The 21930-nt window shown below is 36.4% G+C and carries 23 protein-coding genes; 12 read left to right on the forward strand and 11 right to left on the reverse strand.

Features of this window, described 5'->3' with window-relative positions; all coding sequences use genetic code 11:
• Positions 1–192 precede the first annotated feature (192 nt).
• The 4 genes from ACB089_RS23105 to ACB089_RS23120 all read right to left on the reverse strand — a co-directional run bounded on the left by ACB089_RS23105 (position 193) and on the right by ACB089_RS23120 (position 3229).
• On the reverse strand, positions 193–819 hold the full coding sequence (locus ACB089_RS23105) for a kinase (protein WP_374964098.1): 627 nt from the start codon (positions 817–819) through the stop codon (positions 193–195).
• Positions 820–882: 63 nt separating this feature from the next.
• Entirely contained in the window at positions 883–1524 is a 642-nt protein-coding gene (locus ACB089_RS23110) for a 3-oxoacid CoA-transferase subunit B (RefSeq protein WP_374967620.1), read from the reverse strand.
• Positions 1524–2231 (reverse strand): CoA transferase subunit A, encoded by a 708-nt coding sequence (locus ACB089_RS23115; protein WP_374964099.1) that lies wholly within the window; start codon positions 2229–2231, stop codon positions 1524–1526. The genes ACB089_RS23110 and ACB089_RS23115 overlap by 1 nt, the downstream gene beginning before the upstream one ends.
• 107 nt (positions 2232–2338) lie before the next feature.
• Positions 2339–3229: a LysR family transcriptional regulator gene (locus tag ACB089_RS23120; RefSeq protein ID WP_368638509.1), complete on the reverse strand. Its 891-nt coding sequence runs from the start codon at positions 3227–3229 to the stop codon at positions 2339–2341.
• Positions 3230–3525: 296 nt separating this feature from the next.
• On the opposite strand from ACB089_RS23120, the gene ACB089_RS23125 reads away from it, so the two are divergent.
• Positions 3526–4839 carry a short-chain fatty acid transporter gene (locus ACB089_RS23125; RefSeq protein ID WP_374964100.1) on the forward strand — a complete coding sequence of 438 codons (1314 nt, stop codon included), beginning with the start codon at positions 3526–3528 and terminating at the stop codon, positions 4837–4839.
• Positions 4840–5063: 224 nt separating this feature from the next.
• Here ACB089_RS23125 and ACB089_RS23130 read toward each other — a convergent pair whose 3' ends face one another.
• On the reverse strand, positions 5064–5534 hold the full coding sequence (locus ACB089_RS23130) for an NUDIX domain-containing protein (protein WP_374964101.1): 471 nt from the start codon (positions 5532–5534) through the stop codon (positions 5064–5066).
• Positions 5535–5824: 290 nt separating this feature from the next.
• Between ACB089_RS23130 and ACB089_RS23135 the strand changes: the two genes are divergently transcribed.
• The gene (locus ACB089_RS23135; protein ID WP_374964102.1) at positions 5825–7285 is read left to right on the forward strand and encodes a serine hydrolase domain-containing protein; all 1461 of its coding nucleotides are present in this window, start codon (positions 5825–5827) and stop codon (positions 7283–7285) included.
• A gap of 172 nt (positions 7286–7457) precedes the next feature.
• On the opposite strand, the gene ACB089_RS23140 is transcribed toward ACB089_RS23135, so the two are convergent.
• Positions 7458–7952 carry a hypothetical protein gene (locus ACB089_RS23140; protein ID WP_374964103.1) on the reverse strand — a complete coding sequence of 165 codons (495 nt, stop codon included), beginning with the start codon at positions 7950–7952 and terminating at the stop codon, positions 7458–7460.
• 120 nt (positions 7953–8072) lie between these two features.
• Complete coding sequence (locus ACB089_RS23145; protein WP_374964104.1) at positions 8073–8507, reverse strand: hypothetical protein; 435 nt, start codon at positions 8505–8507, stop codon at positions 8073–8075.
• Between the two features lie 337 nt (positions 8508–8844).
• Here ACB089_RS23145 and ACB089_RS23150 point away from each other — a divergent pair, with 337 nt between their 5' ends.
• A complete protein-coding gene (locus ACB089_RS23150) occupies positions 8845–9273 on the forward strand; it encodes a HEAT repeat domain-containing protein (RefSeq protein ID WP_053481745.1) in 429 nt (142 codons plus the stop codon).
• Positions 9274–9664: 391 nt separating this feature from the next.
• On the opposite strand, the gene ACB089_RS23155 is transcribed toward ACB089_RS23150, so the two are convergent.
• Positions 9665–10303 carry a LysE family translocator gene (locus ACB089_RS23155; RefSeq protein ID WP_374964105.1) on the reverse strand — a complete coding sequence of 213 codons (639 nt, stop codon included), beginning with the start codon at positions 10301–10303 and terminating at the stop codon, positions 9665–9667.
• Positions 10304–10476: 173 nt separating this feature from the next.
• Between ACB089_RS23155 and ACB089_RS23160 the strand changes: the two genes are divergently transcribed.
• Positions 10477–10902 carry an SRPBCC domain-containing protein gene (locus ACB089_RS23160; RefSeq protein ID WP_374964106.1) on the forward strand — a complete coding sequence of 142 codons (426 nt, stop codon included), beginning with the start codon at positions 10477–10479 and terminating at the stop codon, positions 10900–10902.
• On the forward strand, positions 10899–11219 hold the full coding sequence (locus ACB089_RS23165) for an ArsR/SmtB family transcription factor (protein WP_368638459.1): 321 nt from the start codon (positions 10899–10901) through the stop codon (positions 11217–11219). Before ACB089_RS23160 ends, ACB089_RS23165 begins: the two co-directional genes overlap by 4 nt.
• A 41-nt stretch (positions 11220–11260) precedes the next feature.
• Here ACB089_RS23165 and ACB089_RS23170 read toward each other — a convergent pair whose 3' ends face one another.
• Both ACB089_RS23170 and ACB089_RS23175 read right to left on the reverse strand, forming a co-directional pair.
• Positions 11261–12040 carry a YqhG family protein gene (locus tag ACB089_RS23170; protein ID WP_374964107.1) on the reverse strand — a complete coding sequence of 260 codons (780 nt, stop codon included), beginning with the start codon at positions 12038–12040 and terminating at the stop codon, positions 11261–11263.
• A gap of 17 nt (positions 12041–12057) precedes the next feature.
• Positions 12058–13569: a DEAD/DEAH box helicase gene (locus tag ACB089_RS23175; protein ID WP_368638457.1), complete on the reverse strand. Its 1512-nt coding sequence runs from the start codon at positions 13567–13569 to the stop codon at positions 12058–12060.
• 563 nt (positions 13570–14132) lie between these two features.
• Between ACB089_RS23175 and ACB089_RS23180 the strand changes: the two genes are divergently transcribed.
• The 5 genes from ACB089_RS23180 (at position 14133) to ACB089_RS23200 (ending at position 18476) form a co-directional block, all read left to right on the forward strand.
• A complete protein-coding gene (locus tag ACB089_RS23180) occupies positions 14133–14954 on the forward strand; it encodes a methyl-accepting chemotaxis protein (RefSeq protein ID WP_374964108.1) in 822 nt (273 codons plus the stop codon).
• Positions 14955–15226: 272 nt separating this feature from the next.
• Positions 15227–15832, forward strand: coding sequence for a dienelactone hydrolase family protein (locus ACB089_RS23185; protein ID WP_374964109.1), 606 nt, complete (start codon positions 15227–15229; stop codon positions 15830–15832).
• A complete protein-coding gene (locus tag ACB089_RS23190; RefSeq protein WP_374964110.1) occupies positions 15819–16775 on the forward strand; it encodes a LytTR family transcriptional regulator DNA-binding domain-containing protein in 957 nt (318 codons plus the stop codon). The genes ACB089_RS23185 and ACB089_RS23190 overlap by 14 nt, the downstream gene beginning before the upstream one ends.
• Positions 16776–16923: 148 nt before the next feature.
• Entirely contained in the window at positions 16924–17772 is an 849-nt protein-coding gene (locus ACB089_RS23195; RefSeq protein WP_374964111.1) for an ABC transporter ATP-binding protein, read from the forward strand.
• Positions 17769–18476, forward strand: a complete 708-nt coding sequence (locus ACB089_RS23200; RefSeq protein WP_374964112.1) for an ABC transporter permease — start codon at positions 17769–17771, stop codon at positions 18474–18476. Before ACB089_RS23195 ends, ACB089_RS23200 begins: the two co-directional genes overlap by 4 nt.
• Positions 18477–18510: 34 nt before the next feature.
• Here the strand turns inward: ACB089_RS23200 and ACB089_RS23205 are convergent, their stop codons facing one another.
• Entirely contained in the window at positions 18511–19089 is a 579-nt protein-coding gene (locus ACB089_RS23205) for a GNAT family N-acetyltransferase (RefSeq protein WP_374964113.1), read from the reverse strand.
• A 95-nt stretch (positions 19090–19184) separates the two neighbouring features.
• Here ACB089_RS23205 and ACB089_RS23210 point away from each other — a divergent pair, with 95 nt between their 5' ends.
• Together ACB089_RS23210 and ACB089_RS23215 are read left to right on the forward strand one after the other, a co-directional pair.
• Positions 19185–20561 (forward strand): PLP-dependent aminotransferase family protein, encoded by a 1377-nt coding sequence (locus ACB089_RS23210; protein WP_374964114.1) that lies wholly within the window; start codon positions 19185–19187, stop codon positions 20559–20561.
• 521 nt (positions 20562–21082) lie between these two features.
• On the forward strand, positions 21083–21895 hold the full coding sequence (locus ACB089_RS23215) for an EcsC family protein (RefSeq protein ID WP_374964115.1): 813 nt from the start codon (positions 21083–21085) through the stop codon (positions 21893–21895).
• Positions 21896–21930: the final 35 nt, after the last annotated feature.

The raw sequence follows: 21930 nt of genomic DNA on the forward strand, positions 1-21930 counted from the left end.
TCCTTTTTATCAATTGTATAATTGAAAACTAAAGCTAGAGAACAGCCATTGGTCTGAAAAAATGCTACTCTTTGACAGAATTACTTAAATATCCGCGGAGACCAGCAAAATATCCGCGATATTGGTTGAAATATCCGCGAATTAGAGACAAATATCCGCGCAAGCCACGCGAATATCCGCGAAGTGCCAATTTTACCTTAAAAAATCACAAATTCTATCTGCAGCTACTAGTGGATTTTCTTTTTCTAAATAATACTCCTCAGCCGGCCAATATCTCCTTTTATACTTATCTAGTCGTGCTTGAAAATCTCCAATATACACATCTCGCTGTAATACCCGTTCCTCTCTAACAGTTCTAGGGCATTCTATATATAAACGATAATCATAAAAACCTCTCCACTCACTGCGGAAAAGAAAGATTCCCTCAACAATAAGTATAGCGTTAGCTACTAATGTCATTTTTTTATCACAACTTGCGTCTGCTAATTGGTCATAAAATGGAAGTTGGAGCTCTAAATTATTATTATGTAATTGTAAAAAGATATTATGTTTAATAAAGTTGATATCCCATTGTAAATAATAATACTCATACCATTCGTCGTACCCAGTATTATAACGTTTGCTTCTTTCTACGATATGATTATCTAAATGGATCAGTTCTACAGCACAACTAGTTTTAAGCTCCTCTGTAAGCCTGTTAGCAATAGTAGACTTACCTGCGCCCCCTAATCCATCAATGGCGACAATGAAAGGTCTCTCTTTAGCAGACCTCATTTCAATCTGCTTCATGATATCGTTCTTAATTTCGCGTATATCCATTGATTGACACTCCTAACAACATTAAAATAACCAGCTCCTAGAAAAAGAACTGGTTATACCTATTTATTCCTTCAAAGCTACACTAAATGAAGCAGCTGTCTTCTCTTTTACTTCTTCTAAAGTAACACCCTCTGCTAATTCTATTAGCTGCATACCTTGCTCAGTAAAGTCGAAAACAGCTAGGTCTGTAATTAATCGATGCACAACGCCTTTCCCTGTTAATGGTAGCTCGCATTGCTTTTTAATTTTTGACTCACCGTTTTTATTGACATGCTCCATTACGACGATAACTCTTTTGGCACCAACTACAAGGTCCATGGCGCCCCCCATACCTTTCACCATTTTCCCTGGAATCATCCAGTTCGCAAGGTCACCCGTTTCAGATACTTCCATACCACCTAAAATAGCAAGATCGATATGGCCTCCGCGGATCATGGCAAACGATTCGGCACTGTCAAAGAATGAAGCACCTGGAACAGCCGTTACCGTTTCTTTGCCCGCATTAATTAAATCAGGATCGACTGCTTCCTCTGCAGGGTATGGACCAATGCCAAGAAGCCCGTTTTCCGATTGTAGAAGGACGTCATAATCAGTCGGAATTGCATTAGCAACTAGCGTTGGGATGCCAATACCTAAATTGACGTTCATGCCGTTTTGTATTTCTTTTACCGCTCTATTTACTATTCTTTGTCTTGTATCAACCATCATGCCTCCCCCTTTCTCACCGTCAAACGTTCAATACGCTTCTCATAATTTTCGCCTAGTAAAACGCGTTGCACGAACACTCCTGGCGTATGGATATGATCTGGATCTAGCTCTCCTGCTTCAACAATTTCCTCCACCTCTGCAATTGTAATTTTCCCCGCCATTGCAGCTAGTGGATTAAAGTTACGTGATGTTTTTCTGAAAACTAAATTACCTAGCTTGTCTGCCTTCCATGCTTTAACAAGTGCAAAATCTGCGACAATTCCTTTTTCTAAAATATATTCCTTGCCTTCAAAAACCTTTACTTCTTTCCCCTCAGCAATCGGCGTTCCAACCCCAGTAGCCGTGTAAAAGCCAGGAATACCAGCCCCGCCAGCTCGCATACGCTCCGCCAAAGTACCTTGTGGTGTTAATTCTACCTCCAGCTCCCCACTTAAAAACTGCTGCTCAAAAATTTTATTTTCACCTACATAGGATGCAATCATTTTTTTAATTTGTTTATTTGCTAATAAAAGCCCTAAGCCCCAATCATCCACACCACAGTTATTGCTGACAACTGTTAAATCCTTTGTTCCTTTTTGGACTAGTGCTGCAATTGATTTTTCAGGAATACCACATAGCCCGAAGCCTCCTACCGCTAACGTATTCCCATCTTTAATATCTGCAACCGCTTCCTCAAACGAATTCCACACTTTCCCATTCCCCATATCGAAACCCCCTTAAATAGCTCGTTTATTAAGAAAAATTCTACCTCAGAATCATTTTACAAGTAAAGGAATTAATTAGAATACTATTTATTCCAAAAGGGCATAAATTAATTTTCGCTCCCTTCTTCTGTACGAATTGTATTCAGTAATTGCTTTAATGCAAATGATTGATATGTATTCTTTTTCGTAATAACGCCTAATCGCCATGGCATGTCGAAATTATATAATGGAATAATTTTCACATTTTTATTGGTCTGCTTTGCGGCAATTGAATACGGTAAAAGTGTCACGCCTAAATTCGAGGATACTAGCTCCACTATTAAATCCCATTGCGAGCTTTTATAGCCGATTATTGGTGTAAACCCTACGCTTTTACATGATTTAATGACATAATCATGTAGTGTGAATTCCTCTGTAAAGATAATGAATGTTTCATTTTTTAAATCTTGTAATAAAATATGTTCTTGCTGTGCTAATGGATGGGACTCATTAATAAAGACACAAAATTGATCTTCTACAAATGATTGAACAGAAAATTTCCTTTCATCTGTAGGTATAACAACAATCCCCATATCCACATCGCCATTTTCTACTAATGTTCCGATTGTTTTAGCCCCACGTTCCACGAGCTCTAAATGTACCTCTGGATATTGCTTATGAAACTTTCGAGCAATTTCAGGAAAGAATAGTGTGCCAATTAACGGTGGAATCCCCAATTTAATAGAACCTGTTTTAATGTTCAATAAATCGTCCAGTAAAATATGTAAATCATGTACAGACCGCATTATTTTTTGTCCTTGTTTATAAACAATACTACCTGCGTCTGTTAATTCTACATTGCGTGTAGTTCGGTTTAATAGCTCCACATGAAGAGTATCCTCCAACTTTTTAATGCTTTTACTTAATGAAGGCTGTGACACAAAGGATTCACTAGCTGCCTTTGTAAAACTCCCATATTCAACAACAGTCATAAATGCTTTTAAATCTCGTAGCTCCATATAGACACCTCCATTTATTCTAATTTGTTATAAAAATTATTCCAAAATCCATATTTAGTAATAAATTCTTCTCGTTTTCTATTAATCCTTCTTCTAGAGACAAATACAATAGCAGTACTATTTTCTCCTTGATGCCAATAATATTTAATTACGCAATAACCGCGAACAACAACCACGGACTTTTTCTACTCTAAGTTCCGATTATTGTTCTTAATTCTATTTTTATCTTTATTTATTCATTTCTCTAGGTACAATTAGCAATAAAGAATGATCGAAAAGGAAAGGGGATGTCTAATATGAAAACGTTAACAAGAATTTCAAATGCTATCATGGAAAAATATTTACCTGATCCATACATCTTTGTCACTATACTCACAGTATTAGTATTATTATTAGGAGTTACATTAACAGATTCTTCTCCACTCGACATGGTGACATATTGGGGAGGTAGCTTTTGGAGTTTATTAGAATTTACAATGCAAATGGTAATTGTCTTAGCTGCAGGCCACATTTTAGCGAATAGTCCTGTCTTTAAAAAAGGATTATCAGCCGGTGCAAGTAAAATAAAATCACCAAGCATGGCTATTATTGTTATTACATTCGTATCACTAATAGCTTGCTGGATTAACTGGGGATTCGGACTTGTAATTGGTGCCCTCTTTGCAAAGGAAATTGCTCGGCATGTAAAGAAGGTAGATTATCGCTTATTAATCGCCAGTGCCTATTCAGGCATGGTTATTTGGCATGGTGGATTAGCTGGCTCAATTCCGTTATCCATTGCGACTGAAGGTCATAAGTTTGCTGACATCATGGGCGTCGTACCAACCAATGTTACAATTTTTTCAACTTATAACTTATTTATAGTCATAGTGATACTCTTCACTTTACCTTTATTTAATCGTTGGATGATGCCAAAGGAAGAAGATACGGTTGTGGTTAACCCTGCTTTATTAGTGGAAGAAAAAACAGAGTTACCTAAGCCTGAAAACAATTTTGCCAGTCGCTCTGAGCGCAGTTATATTTTAACGATTTTAATTGGTATGATCGGACTTACTTATTTAATCTATCATTTTATTACGAAGGGCTTTGTTCTTGATTTAAATGTTGTAAATACAATTTTTATTGTGTTAGGTATCATATTCCACGGGACTCCGCAGCGTTTCCTTGCAGCCGCACAAGATGCTATTAAAACAACAACGGGCATTGTTTTTCAATTTCCGTTTTATGCAGGGATTATGGGCATGATGACCGCTTCTGGTTTAGCTGCTGTATTTTCAGAATGGTTCGTTAGTATTTCCAATGAACATACCTTCTATTTATTCACTTTTTTCTCAGCCGGACTTGTTAACTTCTTTATTCCGTCAGGCGGTGGACAATGGGCAGTGCAGGCTCCTATTATGCTAGATGCTGCTACAACTCTAGGTGCCGACTATGCTAAAACAGCTATGGCTATCGCTTGGGGAGATGCTTGGACAAATATGATTCAACCATTCTGGGCACTGCCAGCCCTTGCAATCGCCGGTTTAAAGGCTAGGGATATTATGGGCTTCTGTTTATTCATTTTATTCTTTAGCGGAATTATTATTAGTATTGGCTTCCTCTTCATCTAAATATCGAGTATTTAAGCTTCACGGAATGCCATACATACGTTTCCGTGAAGTTTTTATGTGCACTTTGAATGAAGATAAATGGCATAGGTTTTAACAAGGCTACCTTAACTTTTTTTGTTAAACTAAAGCACCCCGTTAGCCATCCATGTAGCGCAAAAACCAGCGCTACATCACAGAAGATGAAAGATGACTAAGTTCTTTCATGGGAGTTGAATAAGAAATTTCTAATTTCTGTTTGTATCATCAATTTCAGAGTTTAAAGTACTCTCCCACCAAACATCCTTATTTCCGTTTAGATAATTTTTTATCAGATTCCTAAATGGATAAGGTTGTAAGTTTATGGTATCCAAGTCATCTGCATTACACCAAAAAAATTTAAGATGCGATTCCCTTGATTCTGGGTTAAGACCTGTTGTTAATTCTTCGTTTGTAACCTCAAACACTTGATTTATCTCGCAATGTAATACGCCCTTTTTCTCCCACTTATGTTCTACTAACCCAAGTAAACTAACCACTGTACATGTTATTCCTAATTCCTCATCAATCTCTCTTATCAGTGCATCTTTTGCACTTTCGCCAAATTCAATGTGGCCACCAGGTAAAAATGTATTTGGATGTCCAGTGGCTTGTGCAAGTAAAACTTTATTATCTTTTATAAAGATTCCCCTTGCTAAATGATGAAATGGATTAGACAAGAAATTCTCCCCCTACAATATGATTATTTAAAATACATTTGGTACTTATTTTTGTATCTCATTTATTAAACCTATAAATTTTGGATAGTCCTTGTTCAACCAAACTAAGTCGTTAGTTCAATAAGAAAAAAGCTTCACTCCTTCTTGAAGTAAAGCCCCCGTTAGTTTAAGTGTAACTCTTCACAATTACTTGATATTATATAGTTAAGTAGAAATATAAATTAGAATTTAGTTTATAGTTATAAAAATAAGTTTTTTATACTCTTATAATTCTTCAAAAAGGAGAGTTTATGAAAAAGACTATTGTTTTTGTATTAACGATACTTATATTATTCTCGGGATTCGCAACACAAAGTTATGCGTTGTCAGATTCGAAATCTGTGGCAATACAAGCGTTGCTAGATGATGCCTCTCGTACATCAGGTGTGCCTGGAATGTCAATCTCAATACTTGCTAATGATGAAGTGTTCTACTTTTCTTCTGGGTATGCAGATCTTGAAAAGGGGTTGTCTGCAAGTGAAAATACACTCTATGAGTTGGCCTCGGTGAGTAAAGCTTTTACTGGTATGGGGATTCTGCTATTGGAAGAGCAAGGGCTGCTATCAATGACTGACCCTATCCAAAAATATTTACCTTGGTTTACGTTAAAGTATCAAGGTAAACCTGTTGATATGCAAAGCCTTACACTAAATAACTTCCTTCACCATACCAGCGGCTTAACAAATATTAGACATACTCAAACTATTCCACAAGGCAATACGCCTGATATGTTGCAAAAGACTGTGGAAACGCTGGTAGATGCTGAATTGGCGTTCTCTCCCGGTGAACAATATAACTATGGAACCGTTAATTATGACGTATTGGGTTTGGTTATTGAGATTGTATCACGACAAAGCTATGAAGACTTTATGAGGGAACAGGTATTTCTACCCTTAGGTCTTCACCAGACGTATGTTTATAAAGAAGATGCTCAAGCCACTGGACAGTTAGCACAGGGCTACCGTTCTTCCTTTTTCATAACAACTCCATTTAACGCTCCGGATTATGCTGGGAATAAACCTGCTGGCTATATCATTTCTAATACAAAAGATATGGCGCGTTGGATGGGCATACAGATGGGTATCGTGCAGGACATACCCGAAATATTTCACAGGGTTATCGAAAAATCACATAGGGGTGATATGTCTGTTTCGGCTGTCAACGATATGTATTATGCGGCAGGTTGGTCGGTAAACGCCGAACAAACGTTTATAGAACACACTGGGGGTAATCCGAATTTTAGAACCGAAGTAGCCATACTGCCAAATGAACGAACAGCCATCTGCTTACTGAGCAACGGCGCAAATACCAATATAAACCTGGTACTAAAAGTTAAAGATATATTAGACGGCAATCTAACTCAGTCATATGAGATAAGCGGCACACAGCTTTTGGACATCATTTTGTCGTCTACCACAATTATTCTTTGCCTATTGGCCGTTCTGTTATTTCTCTTAGGATTAAGAAAAAGGAAAACGAATGAGCAGCAGCCAATTACAAAAAAGAGAACAATCGTAACAATTATTTTCCTAATCGCTACGATTGCCCAGTGTATAATGTTTTTTGCCTTCGATTGGTCAACGATACTTATTTGGCAAACATATAGTGTTCTTACAGCTTTGATTTCGTCAACATTATTAACAGCAAGCATTACTTGGTATATACTCACCGATAAGATGCCTCGCTCCGAAAATAAGTATAATGTTAAGTAATTAAATTCCACTTTATCAATATTCTTAATTAAAAAAACATAAGACACCTCGGTGTCTTCTTTAATGTCATCGACACTTCTCCTAGTTAAACCCACTTGCTATTTCTTCCACTAACCTGCTTCGTTAGTTTAATAAGAATAGCGACGCTTATTAAACAATCGCGAATTATTGCTTAGTTTTTGTTGTCTAGCTCATACAAATCTATAATTTCTTTGTGTGCTATTCCATCGTCTTGTCCTTCCCAATGAATCACCGCATATATTTTATCTATATCTTTAAACGTTATGGACTTTCCGTCTTTCGTTATTGGTGGTGGTCCTGCGATAGCTCCAGTATCAATCTCGTTTTTAAAATCTTCAGGTCCTGAGACTGCTTTACTTTGCAGGGTTATATCTTTCTTGTTTATAACGGCGTTCATTTCAAAGACAAAATAATTAGTAGTGTAATCATTTTCTCTTGTTTTAAAACGAAGCTTACCATTTCCCGAATTTAGAATCCCTGAAGTCAGATCTACTTGATAACCATCTAACTCCCAATAGGGACTTTCTCCCGATAATCTTAAATGATAAAAGTCATTTGTGGCATTTCGATGATTCAAGTAGATAACAATGGCTAATAATACGAAAACAATGAATATCAGTACTGGATAAACGATTTTATGAACCAAAGCTTTCTCACCCCTCTGCTCTCTTAAACAATCTAGCCCTATAGTTCAATAAGAAAAAAAGAGCTGCCTATGCAACTAAATAATCTTTAAGTAAAGCACTCCTTTAGTGAAAGAACTTTATTACCAATCTGGTCCATCATTATTATCACTTACTTTAAGATAAAATGAGTTGGGATCTAGATTGTTACTTTCAACTGCCCCATAGAAAATTGATTTTACCTCGTCTTGTACTGATTCTGTAGCTTCTTTATTTGCTAAGATATATTTCACCCTAATATCATCTTTTGAATTAACTACAAGCAACATACGAAAAACATAGCCTTTCTCTGTTAATTTGTTGCTTACATATTCAAAAAAGCCAACTTCTTGATAAAGTTGGGTTTGAATTTCCTCTGCTTCTTTTAATTTCTTTTCATTGTCAACTTTTATTTCAGTGCTTTTTGAAAGGGGGTGTTCAGATATCTCTCCTTTTGTTGAGGAATTATTGATAAATAGAAAGGTTACAACGAATAAAATTACAACTGTTCCGATTAAAGTGATTTTACCCTTTTTCATTATGGACACTTCCTTTTTTACATTGAATATATGACTGCGTAAAGGGTTTAAACACTTAATCTATTCAACTATTCTGCTTACGTTAGTTCAATAAAGAAAAAAAGAGCTGCCTATGCAACTAAATGATCTTCAACTAAAGCAGCCCGGTAGTTTAATAAGAAAAGCAAATCTAATAAAGAATAGTACATACTTATAATACGGTTCACCTTAATGTAGTTAGTTTCCATATATATATCCTTACCAGCGATTCATCGCTATTTTCACCCAGACAACGTATAATAAGAGAAGCAGAAGAAGAATTCATTTTTCCTCTAGTTAAAAAAAGAGGTGCAATTACTTGAAACAGTTTGAAACAGCATTACCTGAGCAGTATGAAACATTAAAAAAACAGGCCAATTATACGTCTAGCTGGCGAGAGCGTTTAGACGCAGTCGAAATGTTATCGGCTTATCAACATGACAAAATCATAGATTTATTAAAAAATCGTATGCAGCATGACACTGTCAACAAGGTGCAATTAGCAGCCTATGAAGCACTCGCGGCGTTTGGTGAGGACGTAGAGAAGCCATCACCTGCACGTTTTGATATTATCAAAGGCACAGACAAAATTTTCCTGCGGGTGAAAAAGAGCTTGCCTAAGGACCATACAGTGGCAGACTTTGCGGATAAACTAAAACGTATGCGTTTAGATGTCTTTGATGCGTATGAAGGCGACAAAGGTGTACAATTTATGAACTGGTTAGAGGAACGTTGGGCAAAACTATAATCAGTAGTTTTGCAATTTATGAAGGAAAGTCATTCTCTCCGTTTGTGGAGGGAATGGCTTTTTCTTATCTTAGGCTGCGGTTCATCGAAACTAATATTAAATTGTATGACTTCTTTTCTTTGATCATCTATCTTTATTGTTTAATGATAAAACAAACACCTTATTAAACTAACCTGCTGCCCTGTTAGTTTAATAAGGTATAATTTTACATATCAATTATACTACACTTTCATTTAACAAATATTCCTAAAAATATCTTTAATCACAAATAAAAGCTGAACTAAAAAAAAATTAGTTCAGCTTAAAAATAACTCTTAATAATGTTGCACATTTCATAAAGGATACTGATGTAACAAGTGAATTACTTTAACTCTTGACTTTTAATAAAATTTTAGTGGGCTTTTTCTAATGCTAGCTTAATGCCAAAGCCAATTAGTACTGCTCCTGTCAATCCTTCAATAACAGCCTTCGTAGTTGGCTTTTTCATAAATGCACTAATTTTATCCAATAAGTAAACATAGAATACAAACCAAAACCCTGTTAACACGGTGTATATAAGCCCCATTATAAGAAACGGCATAAATGTACCGCTCGTGCCATCTACAAACTGCGGTAAAAATGTTAGAAAAAATACAGCAACCTTTGGGTTTGTAACATTCGTTAATAAGCCTTGCTTAAAGCATGATTGATGCGAGTATTTGTGATCAATTTGGGTCTCGTCTTGCACAACAGGAGGTTGCGTGCGTATTGCTCGTAATGCCCATAGTGTTTTAACACCTAAATAACATAAATAGACCGCTCCGACGTATTTTAAAATGGCAAACACATATGCTGACTTTACAATAATCGCTGAGAGCCCAATAACCGCCGCAAAAGTATGAATTAGTAATCCACAGCATGAACCAATTAAAGTCTGTAACCCCCCTTTTCTGCTTACCGTAAGTGTATTTTTGGTTGCGATGGCCGTATCTGGACCAGGTAAAATAATTAACAAAATACACATTACTAAAAAAACAGATATGTTCACCATGTTAACCCTCCTTTTTAGTCAGAAAATTATAAAAATAATATTACCATATGTATAGGTTTACAAAAAGACGCGAAAGAAAATTTATCCAGGTATTTATAATTGACATATAACCCTAAGGTGTTATATATTCATAACACCTTAAGGTTATACTTTCAAAAAGGAGTTCATTTTAAATGACTGAAAAACTAGAGAATATCGTTAAAACAATTACCTTTAAAGCACCGATTGAGAAAGTATGGGAAACCGTAACGGATGCTGAAAAGATTGCTTCTTGGTTTATGCCAAATGATTTTAAACCAATTGAAGGTCATGAATTTACACTACAATCACCATTTGGCCCTTCACCATGTCGAGTAGAACAAATAGAAGCTCCACATTTTGTTCGTTTTGCATGGGATACAGATGGATGGTTTGTCACTTTTGAATTGAAAGAAATTGGGGAGCAAACAGAATTTACGTTAACACATGGTGGTTGGAAAGAAGCATCACATATTATTCCAAAAGCTAACGTACCTACGGAAGCTGTTCGTACAAAAATGGATGGCGGCTGGACAATGATTGTCGGTCAAAAATTAAAAGCGGTAGTGGAATCACAATGACACAGCTTGCTGTAAAATATGATGTTTTTCAAGCAATCGCTGATCCTACAAGACGTCATGTCCTACAGCTGCTTGCCGAAAGTGATCAGCCCATCTCACTTATTTCTGAGAATTTTTCTATAAGCCGAACTGCTGTCGTGAAGCATTTAAAAGTTCTTGAACAGGCTGAACTAGTCTCTGCCCAGAAAAAAGGACGAGAAAAAATATATACATTACATGCTGAAAAACTAAAAGAAATTGAAGATTGGCTACAGTACTTTGATTTATTTTGGGATAATAAATTGGCACAACTACAAAGCCTTCTCGAAGAAGATTAAAATTGCAAGGAGCTGTCCCAACTTTTAGGACAGCTCCTCGTTTAATAAAGATAAAATAATCCACCATTAATAATTTCTATTTTAATTTTTGCATCATATTGTTCCTCTAATGCCTTCTTTTCAATGTTATAACATTCTGGTTTGTCATCGACATCTTCATAAAAGTAATCTAGTACGCGTTGATCACGTTGCCATCTCTTTTTTGCTTCAGTAGCCCACGAATGGTCATCCTGTGCAATGATTGCTTCAATGGCTGCATCTAATCTTTGAAGTCCCCGAATAGGCTTAATAATATATTGCACATGAAAAACATGCTCTGCCGGAACAGTATCTAGCTCGGTTGCATATAAGGTTTCGTGAAAATCCTCTTTAATGATTCCTGTTAATAGATTGATACCAAAGGAATAAAGCATTTCTTTCGTTCGGTCGCAACAATAGGATACTTTATAATTCACCCCTAACCACGGTGTTAGTATAACCTGCCCTATTGCGGTGTCGACCTTCTCATACATTTGAACATAAGCTCCTAGCTCCCTTGTTGCTTGAAAAAGCTGGTTCATTCTTGGAGAACCGAAATGAATAACTTCGCCATAAAGACTGCCAGCTGATGCTGTTCGATCTGTAATGAATGTTACTTGGGCTGGATTTGGCTCGCTATTTGTAGCTTCTACGTATTGCCAATAAAATGGTCGATTCATTATTCTTTTATCAATATCAACCGTTAATTGTACTGTAAGATAATGGTGGTCTTCCCCTACAATATAGCAATCATTTTCAGTGAAAAATTGTTGTAAATAACTATGAACTTGCTGTGGATACATGGACCTTCTCCCTTACGCTATACAGATTCTTTAAAGTTAGATAGAATCGCATCTAAGTCTCCTACTACCTTTTCGAAAACATCAATTTTCGTATGAAGTAATGCTAATATGTTCTCTTCAATAGTATTTGCAATAGCCAGATTGTAAATATGAACATCATGCTCTTGCCCTAAACGATGTACACGTCCAATCCGTTGCTCTAGCTTCATAGGGTTCCAAGGCAAATCGTAGTTAATGACATGATGACAGAATTGAAGATTAATCCCTTCGCCACCTGCCTCAGTTGCGATTAGAACCTGTGCCTTTTCCTTAAATAGATGCTTCATATAATCACGTTTGTTTTTATTAAATTTACCGTTAAACAGGACGCTCGTTATACCTTTAGAATGTAAATACCATTGCAAATAAATTTGAGTAGCTCTATACTCTGTAAAAATTATCACTTTATCCTGTGCTTGTTCGATTATTTCAAGTGTCTTATTTGCCTTTGAGTTCACTTCCAAAGCCATTAATTTTGCTAGTATAGCTTCCACTTCTTGTGATTGTGCATTATCTTCTTCAAGCATTTTAGATAATGTTAAAGCGGTCGCTTCTTTGCTACTACACATTTCCTTCCGCAATGTAATTAATGAAAAAGAGCCAGTATTTTGAAGCGTTCCGAGCAAATCATAAACTTCCGCTTCTTCCTTCGTAAATTGGATTGGGACAATTTGAACGCGGCGATTTGTCCATTCAATACCCGTATCCTCTCTCCTATTCCTCACCATCACCTGATTAACTAATTCCTTTAAATAATCATTATGCTCTAAATCATGCTTACTTGCCGAAAATGCAGATTGAAATGTATCATAATTGCCCAGATGGCCAGGCTTAAGTAAGGAAATAAGATAAAATAATTCAAAGACATCGTTTTGAATTGGTGTTGCGGTTAATAATAAACAAAACTTCTTCTTTAAACTTTGTACGAATTCATAAATTTGAGTTTTATGATTTTTTAGCTTGTGCGCCTCATCAATAATAATCATGTCGTAATCCTGCTCATAGATGCGCTCTTTGTGTGGACTTTTTTTGGCAGTATCCATACTCATAATAAGGACATCGTAGCGCTCTATCGGAACATTTTTTTTATAAGCGATTGCCGGAATATGAAATTTTATGTTTAATTCCTCAATCCACTGATTAATAAGAGATGCTGGCGCTAATATTAATGCTCTTTTGACGAGTCCTCGGATCAGATATTCCTTTAAAATTAAACCCGCTTCAATTGTTTTACCAAGTCCCACCTCATCAGCTAGAATCGCTTTTCCATTCATACGTTCAATCACCGTTTCTGCTGCTTCTAACTGGTGCGTAAGTGGCTTTAAATTTGGTAAATACTTCGTCGCTTGTAAACCTGTGAAATCAGTAATTAACTTCATTTTCACAATGTCATAATTCATCTTGTACAATGTCCAACTATCCCATTTTTCAAGATGATCTAGTTTATTGATAAAGCCTTCTTCCCATTCGGACGACCTTTCTATTTTCATGATCAACACCTCATGCCATTATTTCTAGTTTAGGTTGTCCAAAAAAGAGAAAGCTATGTTAAGGTTTTGCGAAAGAAAAATAAAATAATTAAAGTTTTCTCCGGCAAAGCTAGTAGTTGATTTCCGTTCCGTCTGGGCGTCCGATGAGCCGCTAATCCCCAAAGGGTCGTCCAGCCTTCACTCCAATCAACTTACATTACATACATTTCAAAATGACACTTCAGCCTTTCGTTGTTAAACCTGCCTCTTTTTAAATCCGTATACCTTATTTATTAACACTATCTAATACCGTATTATTTTCTGCAAAGTTCTATTGCACATACTCCATGATTACCACGTCTGCAATATTCGTTACTATGCAAATCCAATCCCTGTTTAAAATTTAAACATATAGGACCATTAATATTGTACAATTTAAAAGGATAATGGTATTAAGTTAGTCTTTTTATTCTCTTCCTTTTTTCATACAATTAAAGAAGTATTACTTACCAAAAAATTACGTTTTTAAAAGAACTATATTATGCCCCAATTTAATAGGGCGTACATATACCGAGGAGGTTACTATGAAAATTCTTGAAGCATTAACAATGTCATTGCCTTACATTCATTTAGCTATGAAGGGCGAGTCCATGATTGGATTGGTAGATAAAGAAAGTGAGCGTATTATTGCTTATTTACCTGGGAAACGGATAGATTCCGGTTATAAAGTCGGGCAAAAACTTCATCCAGATGATGCTATTTTACATCTCCCACTTAAAGGAAAAAGTACGGATGAGCCTGTACCCGAAGAATATTATGGTGTGGTTTTTAACGCATTTTCTTTTCCCGTTCGTGAAAATGGGCAAATCGTAGGCGCGCTAGCCTTTGGAATACCTATTGATCATTCTCTTCAAATGGAGAAATATATTCTTACTATGAATGAAATTATCCAAAACCTACAGGATAAAGTACATACAATTGCCTCTCATTCGGAGGAGCTAGCTGCAACTAGTGAGGAGATTAATAAGCAGACACAATTTGCTTTAGAGGATGCTGAAAAAACAAATGGTATTACCGACTTAATAAAAAATATTTCGCGTCAAACCAATTTACTCGGATTAAATGCATCGATTGAGGCCGCACGAGCAGGTCAGCATGGTGCCGGATTTAATATAGTCGCACAAGAAGTTCGCAAGCTTTCTACTGAAACTACTACTGCTACTGATAACATTGAATCCTCGCTTCGAAGCATCAATTATAATCTTGAAAATTTAAAGCAAAACATGACTCAAATAAATGGTGCCACAAACGAACAGGCACAACTTGTTCAGGACTTTAGTGAAATCATTGATGAGCTTAATTCGCTTAGCCTGGAAATGAAGGGTTTTATGTCTAAAAAGTATTAAAATAAACTTAAAAAAGCTGTTCAGCAAATTAAAACTGAACAGCTTTTATTTTTGTGGTATTTAAGCGCCTTCCTAAGTGTTACTTCAAAAAAACTAAATCATTCACCTATTCTATAAATGTTTTTCATTTTTAGTTTTACATACTTTTTTACAATTGGATTTTTAATCCTTAAATAATTATATAAACATAATAAAATCAGTGCCGTAAATTTCTAAAATATACGATATGATTACTTTTTGGTACACTATTGGAAAAAGAAAATGAGGCCTATATGAAAAGGAAAATATTTATTTTACATGAAATATACGGTGTAAACGATTTTATAAAAAAGCAAGCTGCAACATACAGTAACGCTAGCACGACTGTTGAGTGCATTTCTTTATATTCAGAAAATACAGTATTTACATACGAACAAGAACAGGAAGCCTATGAATATTTCATAAATGAAGTTGGCTTTGATGCTCCTCTCAAAAAACTAAGCAACAAACTATTGGAAGCTAGGACAAATTATGATGAAGTGCTATTAATAGGATTTAGTGTAGGGGCAACTTTAGCTTGGAGACTATCTACACTCCCATTACAAGGGATCGTTTGCGTTTATGGTTCTCGCATCCGCCAATATCTTGAGGTAATCCCCTCTTGTCCAACACTTGTCATTTTACCAAGTCATGAGAAAAGCTTTAATGTCCTTGAATTAAAGAAAACACTCGATACATTACCAGCAGTTCACACGAAACAATATAAAGGTCAGCATGGTTTTATGGACTATTATAATCCGAACTATTGTCATGAAAGTTTTTTACAGGCACAAGGTGATATCTCACAATTTTTACAAACCAAAAGAGATCAAGGAGAACAAAATAATGGATCAAAATGAAAATATGATTATTGAACCTTATATAGAAGGAGGCAATGTTATTTATCCAAGCTTTCACCTTTCCTTACAGACAGGTATTATTATCGGCATTTATACAGATGTGTCTAAAATCAATACATTAATGAAATGGTTTATGAAACAAGGCAATACGTATACACATCTTCGTGAAAGTGCTTTGTATGAGCGACTTACGGTTCGAGAATATATCCAATTTTGCTTAAAGCTTTTCAATGCTACTTCTGAAAAGCTGGAGGATTTATTGCCATTAATCGCTTTAACGGAGCAAAAAAACATTAAAATCAGCAAGCTTTCAAATGGAGAAAAGCAACGTTTAAAATTGATACATACATATCTCAGTTCAGCACAAATACAAGTTTTAGAAGAGCCATTTCAAAATCTAGATGAGTTTTCCAAGCAAAAAGTCATTCAGTTATTGGGTGCCCTTCAAAGACAAGATAAAACAGTTATTTTACTGTCTAATAATTTCGAGGATTTAATTATTTCGAGTACAGCCATACATAGACTAGATACAATGGGCTTACATGCATTAGACGTTAAAGAGGATGAGACAGAGCCAGCTTCTCCTTCGCTTGAAAATGTACCGATTCGACTTGATAAAATTCCTACGAAGAAAAATGACAAAATCATTTTATTTAATCCCCCTGAAATTGACTATATCGAAAGTGTTGACGGGGTCGTTTCTGTGTATGTTGCAGGCGAAACCTATCCATGTACATTATCACTGAATGAGCTTGAGCAGAAATTGACACCGTTCGGCTTTTTTAGAAGTCATCGCTCTTATATCGTTAACTTGCAAAAGGTACGGGAAATCATTACATGGACTCGCAATAGTTATAGTCTAGCCTTAAATAGTAATGAAAGAGCTGTAGTACCTTTGTCGAAAAATAAGCTCGCAGACTTAAAGGAAATACTCGGAATTTAGTAGATTTCCCAGGAAATAAACGACTCCTGTCAGCTGAAATATTTCTCCACTAAAGGTCATTTTACTGCCTTTCACCTGTATTTTAATGTTGAGCTCTCCATTGTCCCTTATAGTGTAGATATCAACAACAACACAGGGAGGTTTTCAAATGAACGCAGTGATCGATGTTCAGCATTTGAAAAAAACATTTAATAAGGAAGTCGCATTACAGGATGTTTCCTTTACTATTCAAAAAGGAGAAATATTCGGCTTTCTTGGCCCTAGTGGCTCCGGAAAAACTACTACTATTAAAATATTAACAGCACAAACTGAAAAAACTGCTGGCGATGTTTTATTGTTTGGTCGCCCAGCAGATGAAATGAAACAAAGTCGAAATCGTAAACGCTTTGGTATTTTAACAGATAATAGTGGTCTGTACACAAGACTTTCAATTGAAGAGAACTTATTACTATATAGTGATTTATACCAATTACCAAAATCAGCAGTAAAAGAAGCATTAGACTTTGTTAACTTATACGGTGAGCATAAAAAGAAGATTAGTCAGCTTTCTAAAGGGATGCTTCAACGAGTTACACTAGCACGTGCCATCATGCATAAACCAGAATTATTATTTTTAGATGAACCAACTTCTGCACTCGACCCTGTTAATACACAGCATATATATAATGGCTTGCGTAGGTTAAATGAAATGGGTACGACAATATTTTTAACTACACATGATATGAGTGAAGCAGAAATACTTTGTGATCGCGTAGCCTTCTTACACAAAGGAAAAATTCGGGCAATCGGTGCACCGAAACAGTTAAAAAAAGAATTCGGTGATGATTCCATTACTGTTGAATTTAAAAATGGTGCTTGTGAAATCATTCAAAATGGAGAACAGGATGCACTAAAACTGTTTCATTGGATGCAATCGAACGAGGTGTCTCGCATTTATACAAATGAACCAACACTAGGTAATATTTTTATGCAAATAACAGGGAGTGATTTACTATGAACATTTCAATGACACGTATTCAAGCTATTTTTATGAAGGATTATAAGGAATTTTCACGTAACTATGCGGTATCCACAATGGCATTAATGCCACTTTTTATGGCTATTCTATACAATCAAACAGGTGCAAATGCTATAATAACCTATTTTCTTCCAATAAATATGGCGTTTTCTATGGTGACTACCTACGTACAATGTTGTTTAATTGCAGAGGAGAAAGAAAAAAATACGCTTCGCAGTCTAATGCTTTCTCCTGCTTCACTTGGAGATATTTTAATTGGTAAAAGCTTGTTTGTCTTAATCGTTACAATAGTAGTTGTAGCCATGACTATTTTTCTTGTTGGCTATGACCCTGCTAATCTTTTCATCATAGCTATTGCTTTAGTGCTGTCGGCTGTGTTCTATATTGCAATGGGAACAGTATGTGGATTATTCGCCAAATCGATTATGGAAGGATCTATTATCGTTCTACCTGTTATCTTTATTTTCTCATTCGCTCCTATTATCCTAGGATTATCGGAAGCCTTCCCTATTTTAAAAGTTGCAGAGTGGTTACCAAGTTCTCAATTAGTACTATTAGCAGAGGCTTTAGAAGGAACATATACAACAATGGACGTCATTATTCCAATAGCTACTATCATCGTATGGTCACTAGTTACTTGGATTGTAGCAGGATTTATCTATAAAAAAAGAATGGTCGATTAAATGACCATTCTTTTTTTAATATAACAATTTCTGTTTAAATTTCTAGCAACTGCTGTAAATGCTTTTTCACTTGTGGCCATTCTTGTAAAGTAATACTATACATCACAGTATGGCGAGTTGTGCCATCCTTGCGCACCATATGATTACGTAAAACGCCCTCCTTTTCCCCTCCAATTCGTTCAATCGCCTTTTGAGCGCGTACGTTTTCATGGTCTGTTTTAATTTGTACACGTTGTAGCTTTAACACTTCAAAACAGTATTGTAATAATAAATATTTGCAATTCGTATTTATAGTGGTACGCCAAAAAGCCGGTGTAATCCATGACGTACCTATTTCAAGCCGTTTATGATTCTCATCAATATCCATAAACCTAGTCGAACCAATGATTTGCCCAGAATTTTTATCCACAATAACAAATGGAAACTCTATTTTCGCGTTTTTTGCAGACAGTGCATTGTCCACAAAGTTATGCACATCATCCATTTTCTCTATCGTTGTGGACAAATAAGGCCAAATCTCTGGATAACTACCAGCCTCTAGGATCCCTTGGGCGTCCTCTTGACCTAATGGTTTAAGTAATACTACTTCATTTTCTAGTGCTATAAAATTCATTATTATTCACTCCTTTTTCATTATTTAACGGTAATTTTGATATGATGGATATAACCAATTTTCAAATAATTTACCATACCAGGAGGTGCAATATTTTGGAGTTATCAATTTCATTTACTGGAGAGGCATCGAAATACGTGCAAATTTACGAAGAAATAAAACAAGCAGTTATCAACAATAAACTACCGGCCCATGAGCAATTACCTTCCAAACGAACACTTGCTAAAACGCTCGATGTTAGTGTTCATACGATTAAGGAAGCATATGAGCAATTGCTAGCGGAAGGCTATATCTATAGCAAGGAACGCTCAGGTTATTTCATAGCGCCCTTTGAATTCGAATGGGGACAGCAGCTAAAGCGGCATACATCCACTGCTATAACACCAATTACATATGATATTAAATTTGATTTTAACAACGGACATGTGGATAAAGAGGCTTTTCCAATTTCCATCTGGCATAAGCTGTTGAAAAAGCACCTCAATGTGAATAACTTAACGACAAGCCCTTGGCAAGGAGAGGCTCTATTACGGACGGAAATTGCTCGCTACGTTGAACGTTCAAGAGGCGTTGCTTGTGAAGCATCACAGGTGTTTGTTTATAGTGGTACACAAAGTCAGCTTCAAGCTCTATGTCACTTTTTTGGCCCCAAAACACATGTTGGCTTAGAGGAGCCTGGCTTTAAAAGAGTACGTGCAATATTGCAACAATGTGGATTAACAACTCACGCTATTCCTGTTGATCACTCAGGGGTTACAATTCCGAAAAAAACTATCCACATGTTATGCACAACACCCGCACATCAGTTTCCGCTTGGCATGGTCATGCCTGTTGAACGGCGTGTAGCACTTCTGCAATGGGCCATTTCTGATAAAGCATATATTTTTGAAGATGATTATGATTCAGAATTTCGCTATAAGGGGCTCCCTATCCCCTCATTAGCAAAAATGGATCAGCTTCAGCGTGTTATTTATTCCGGAACATTTTCCAAAACACTTATCCCACCGCTACGCATAAGTTACATGATTTTGCCTAAATCGTTAGTTGAAGATTTTGTTCTTTTTAATCAGGAGCAAAAGTCTGTTGTCTCAAAAATAGACCAGCTTGTGATAGCCGATTTTATTGCTCAAGGTTTTTTCGATAAGCATTTAGCTAAAATGCGCACTATTTATCGCAAAAAGCAACAGACATTACTAGCAGCTATTAACGCAAATTTTTCTGAGGAGTTCGAAGTAATTGGAGAAAAATCTGGGCTACACATTGTTATGAAGTTACCAAAAAGGCTTTCTGAACAGACTGCGATTAGTCTTGCACGGGAGGCAGGAATCAAAGTCTATCCATGTTCAACCTCCTATCAGCAAGCGTCTACACATGCCATGGTTATTATAGGCTATGGTGGGCTGACCTTTGAGCAAATCAAAGAAGGTACCGCGTTACTTGCAACTGTTTGGCAATCATCCACCCCGCATTAATGTCATAATTTTTCAAAAACTAACGAAACCTTTTTAAATTCCTTTCGTATATCAATTATGCCTCGGCATAATTGCGTCCGAAATCGGCTTTGTGCCTAGGCCTGCAGATGTTTTTTGTGCGAAAGCGCAGTGCTAACGTAGCGTCAGCAACAGATGTTTTTTGTGCGAAAGCGTAGCGGCAGCGGCAACACAGCACCGATGCAGGTCAGTTAGCCGTTATCGAACGGATGCGATGATTTTAGGCTAACATCCTATGTGAACTCCTTACCGATTCCGTGACATCCGCCGGAGGCTTTAGACCAACAAATGTTTTTTTGCGCGAAAGCGTAGTGCTAACGCAGCGTCAGCAACGTGTTTTTGTCTGTGCGAAAGCGTAGCGGCAGCAACACAGCATGATGTGGTCACTCAGTCATTGCCACAGGACGTGGCGTTCTTAGACTGAGTTCCTCTATTTCAGTGGGTGTTAGGACATCCGCTGAAAGAAGTTAAATTAAATGCAAATATTAAGGGGAATAGACAAAATGGAGAACGTCGAGCAATTAGAAAAGCATTTACAAGAAATCCAAGCATGGGAAAATGATCAAAAGGATTTGTGGTTTTTTGATAAATTAGGTCGCATCCCATTTAAAATCTTAGATAAGATGACACCTACCTTCCTTCAAAATAAAATAGCATTACTAGTTGATGAATTAGGAAGCTATATTCAAACAGGTGGCAAATATTTAATTAATGAACAAGCAATGATGCAGAAAATCCGTAACCAATCTTCGTTTCAAAATATTTTTGCTATATCCGATATTAGTCAAATGCCGCTAGAGGATATGATTGCGCTAAGTGACAAATTACAAAATGAGCGTGTGAAATTCGCAACAATGCAAGGTGCTTCTACTGGCTTTGGTGGTATTTTCACATTGGCTATTGATATTCCTCTTATTTTAGGGTTGGCTTTAAAAACATTGCAAGAGATTGCGATCATTCATGGCTATGATCCGAACGATAAAATGGAGCGTATTTTCATCGTAAAATGTCTCCAATTCAGCTCCGCCGATATTGTCGGCAAAGAAGCGATATTGAAGGAACTTTCGTCCATGTATGATACTACTAATAACGCAGCAGAAAATGTGATTTCACAGCTGCAAGGTTGGAAGGAAGTATTCTTTACGTATCGCGATCAGTTTGGATGGAAAAAGTTGTTCCAAATGATTCCGATTGCCGGGATGATTTTCGGTGCCTTTGCCAATAAAGGCATGATGCAAGATGTTGCCGAAGCAGGTATTATGCTCTATCGTAAGCGACGTATTTATGAAAAAATAAATGAACTAAACAAGCAATAACACTAACAATATCAGCATTGAAAAAGATGACTCCG

Source organism: Lysinibacillus sp. RS10, assembly GCF_041956855.1.
GTDB lineage: Bacteria > Bacillota > Bacilli > Bacillales_A > Planococcaceae > Lysinibacillus > Lysinibacillus xylanilyticus_A.

Coding starts and splice junctions, on each gene's coding strand:
- ACB089_RS23155 (WP_374964105.1), bottom strand. CDS start 10,303: ATGGTGAACATATCTGTTTTTTTAGTAATGTGTATTTTGTTAATTATT.
- ACB089_RS23145 (WP_374964104.1), bottom strand. CDS start 8,507: ATGAAAAAGGGTAAAATCACTTTAATCGGAACAGTTGTAATTTTATTC.
- ACB089_RS23170 (WP_374964107.1), bottom strand. CDS start 12,040: ATGTATCCACAGCAAGTTCATAGTTATTTACAACAATTTTTCACTGAA.
- ACB089_RS23205 (WP_374964113.1), bottom strand. CDS start 19,089: ATGAATTTTATAGCACTAGAAAATGAAGTAGTATTACTTAAACCATTA.
- ACB089_RS23125 (WP_374964100.1), top strand. CDS start 3,526: ATGAAAACGTTAACAAGAATTTCAAATGCTATCATGGAAAAATATTTA.
- ACB089_RS23195 (WP_374964111.1), top strand. CDS start 16,924: ATGAACGCAGTGATCGATGTTCAGCATTTGAAAAAAACATTTAATAAG.
- ACB089_RS23175 (WP_368638457.1), bottom strand. CDS start 13,569: ATGAAAATAGAAAGGTCGTCCGAATGGGAAGAAGGCTTTATCAATAAA.
- ACB089_RS23160 (WP_374964106.1), top strand. CDS start 10,477: ATGACTGAAAAACTAGAGAATATCGTTAAAACAATTACCTTTAAAGCA.
- ACB089_RS23185 (WP_374964109.1), top strand. CDS start 15,227: ATGAAAAGGAAAATATTTATTTTACATGAAATATACGGTGTAAACGAT.
- ACB089_RS23115 (WP_374964099.1), bottom strand. CDS start 2,231: ATGGGGAATGGGAAAGTGTGGAATTCGTTTGAGGAAGCGGTTGCAGAT.
- ACB089_RS23120 (WP_368638509.1), bottom strand. CDS start 3,229: ATGGAGCTACGAGATTTAAAAGCATTTATGACTGTTGTTGAATATGGG.
- ACB089_RS23135 (WP_374964102.1), top strand. CDS start 5,825: ATGAAAAAGACTATTGTTTTTGTATTAACGATACTTATATTATTCTCG.
- ACB089_RS23200 (WP_374964112.1), top strand. CDS start 17,769: ATGAACATTTCAATGACACGTATTCAAGCTATTTTTATGAAGGATTAT.
- ACB089_RS23165 (WP_368638459.1), top strand. CDS start 10,899: ATGACACAGCTTGCTGTAAAATATGATGTTTTTCAAGCAATCGCTGAT.
- ACB089_RS23215 (WP_374964115.1), top strand. CDS start 21,083: ATGGAGAACGTCGAGCAATTAGAAAAGCATTTACAAGAAATCCAAGCA.
- ACB089_RS23110 (WP_374967620.1), bottom strand. CDS start 1,524: ATGGTTGATACAAGACAAAGAATAGTAAATAGAGCGGTAAAAGAAATA.
- ACB089_RS23105 (WP_374964098.1), bottom strand. CDS start 819: ATGGATATACGCGAAATTAAGAACGATATCATGAAGCAGATTGAAATG.
- ACB089_RS23190 (WP_374964110.1), top strand. CDS start 15,819: ATGGATCAAAATGAAAATATGATTATTGAACCTTATATAGAAGGAGGC.
- ACB089_RS23180 (WP_374964108.1), top strand. CDS start 14,133: ATGAAAATTCTTGAAGCATTAACAATGTCATTGCCTTACATTCATTTA.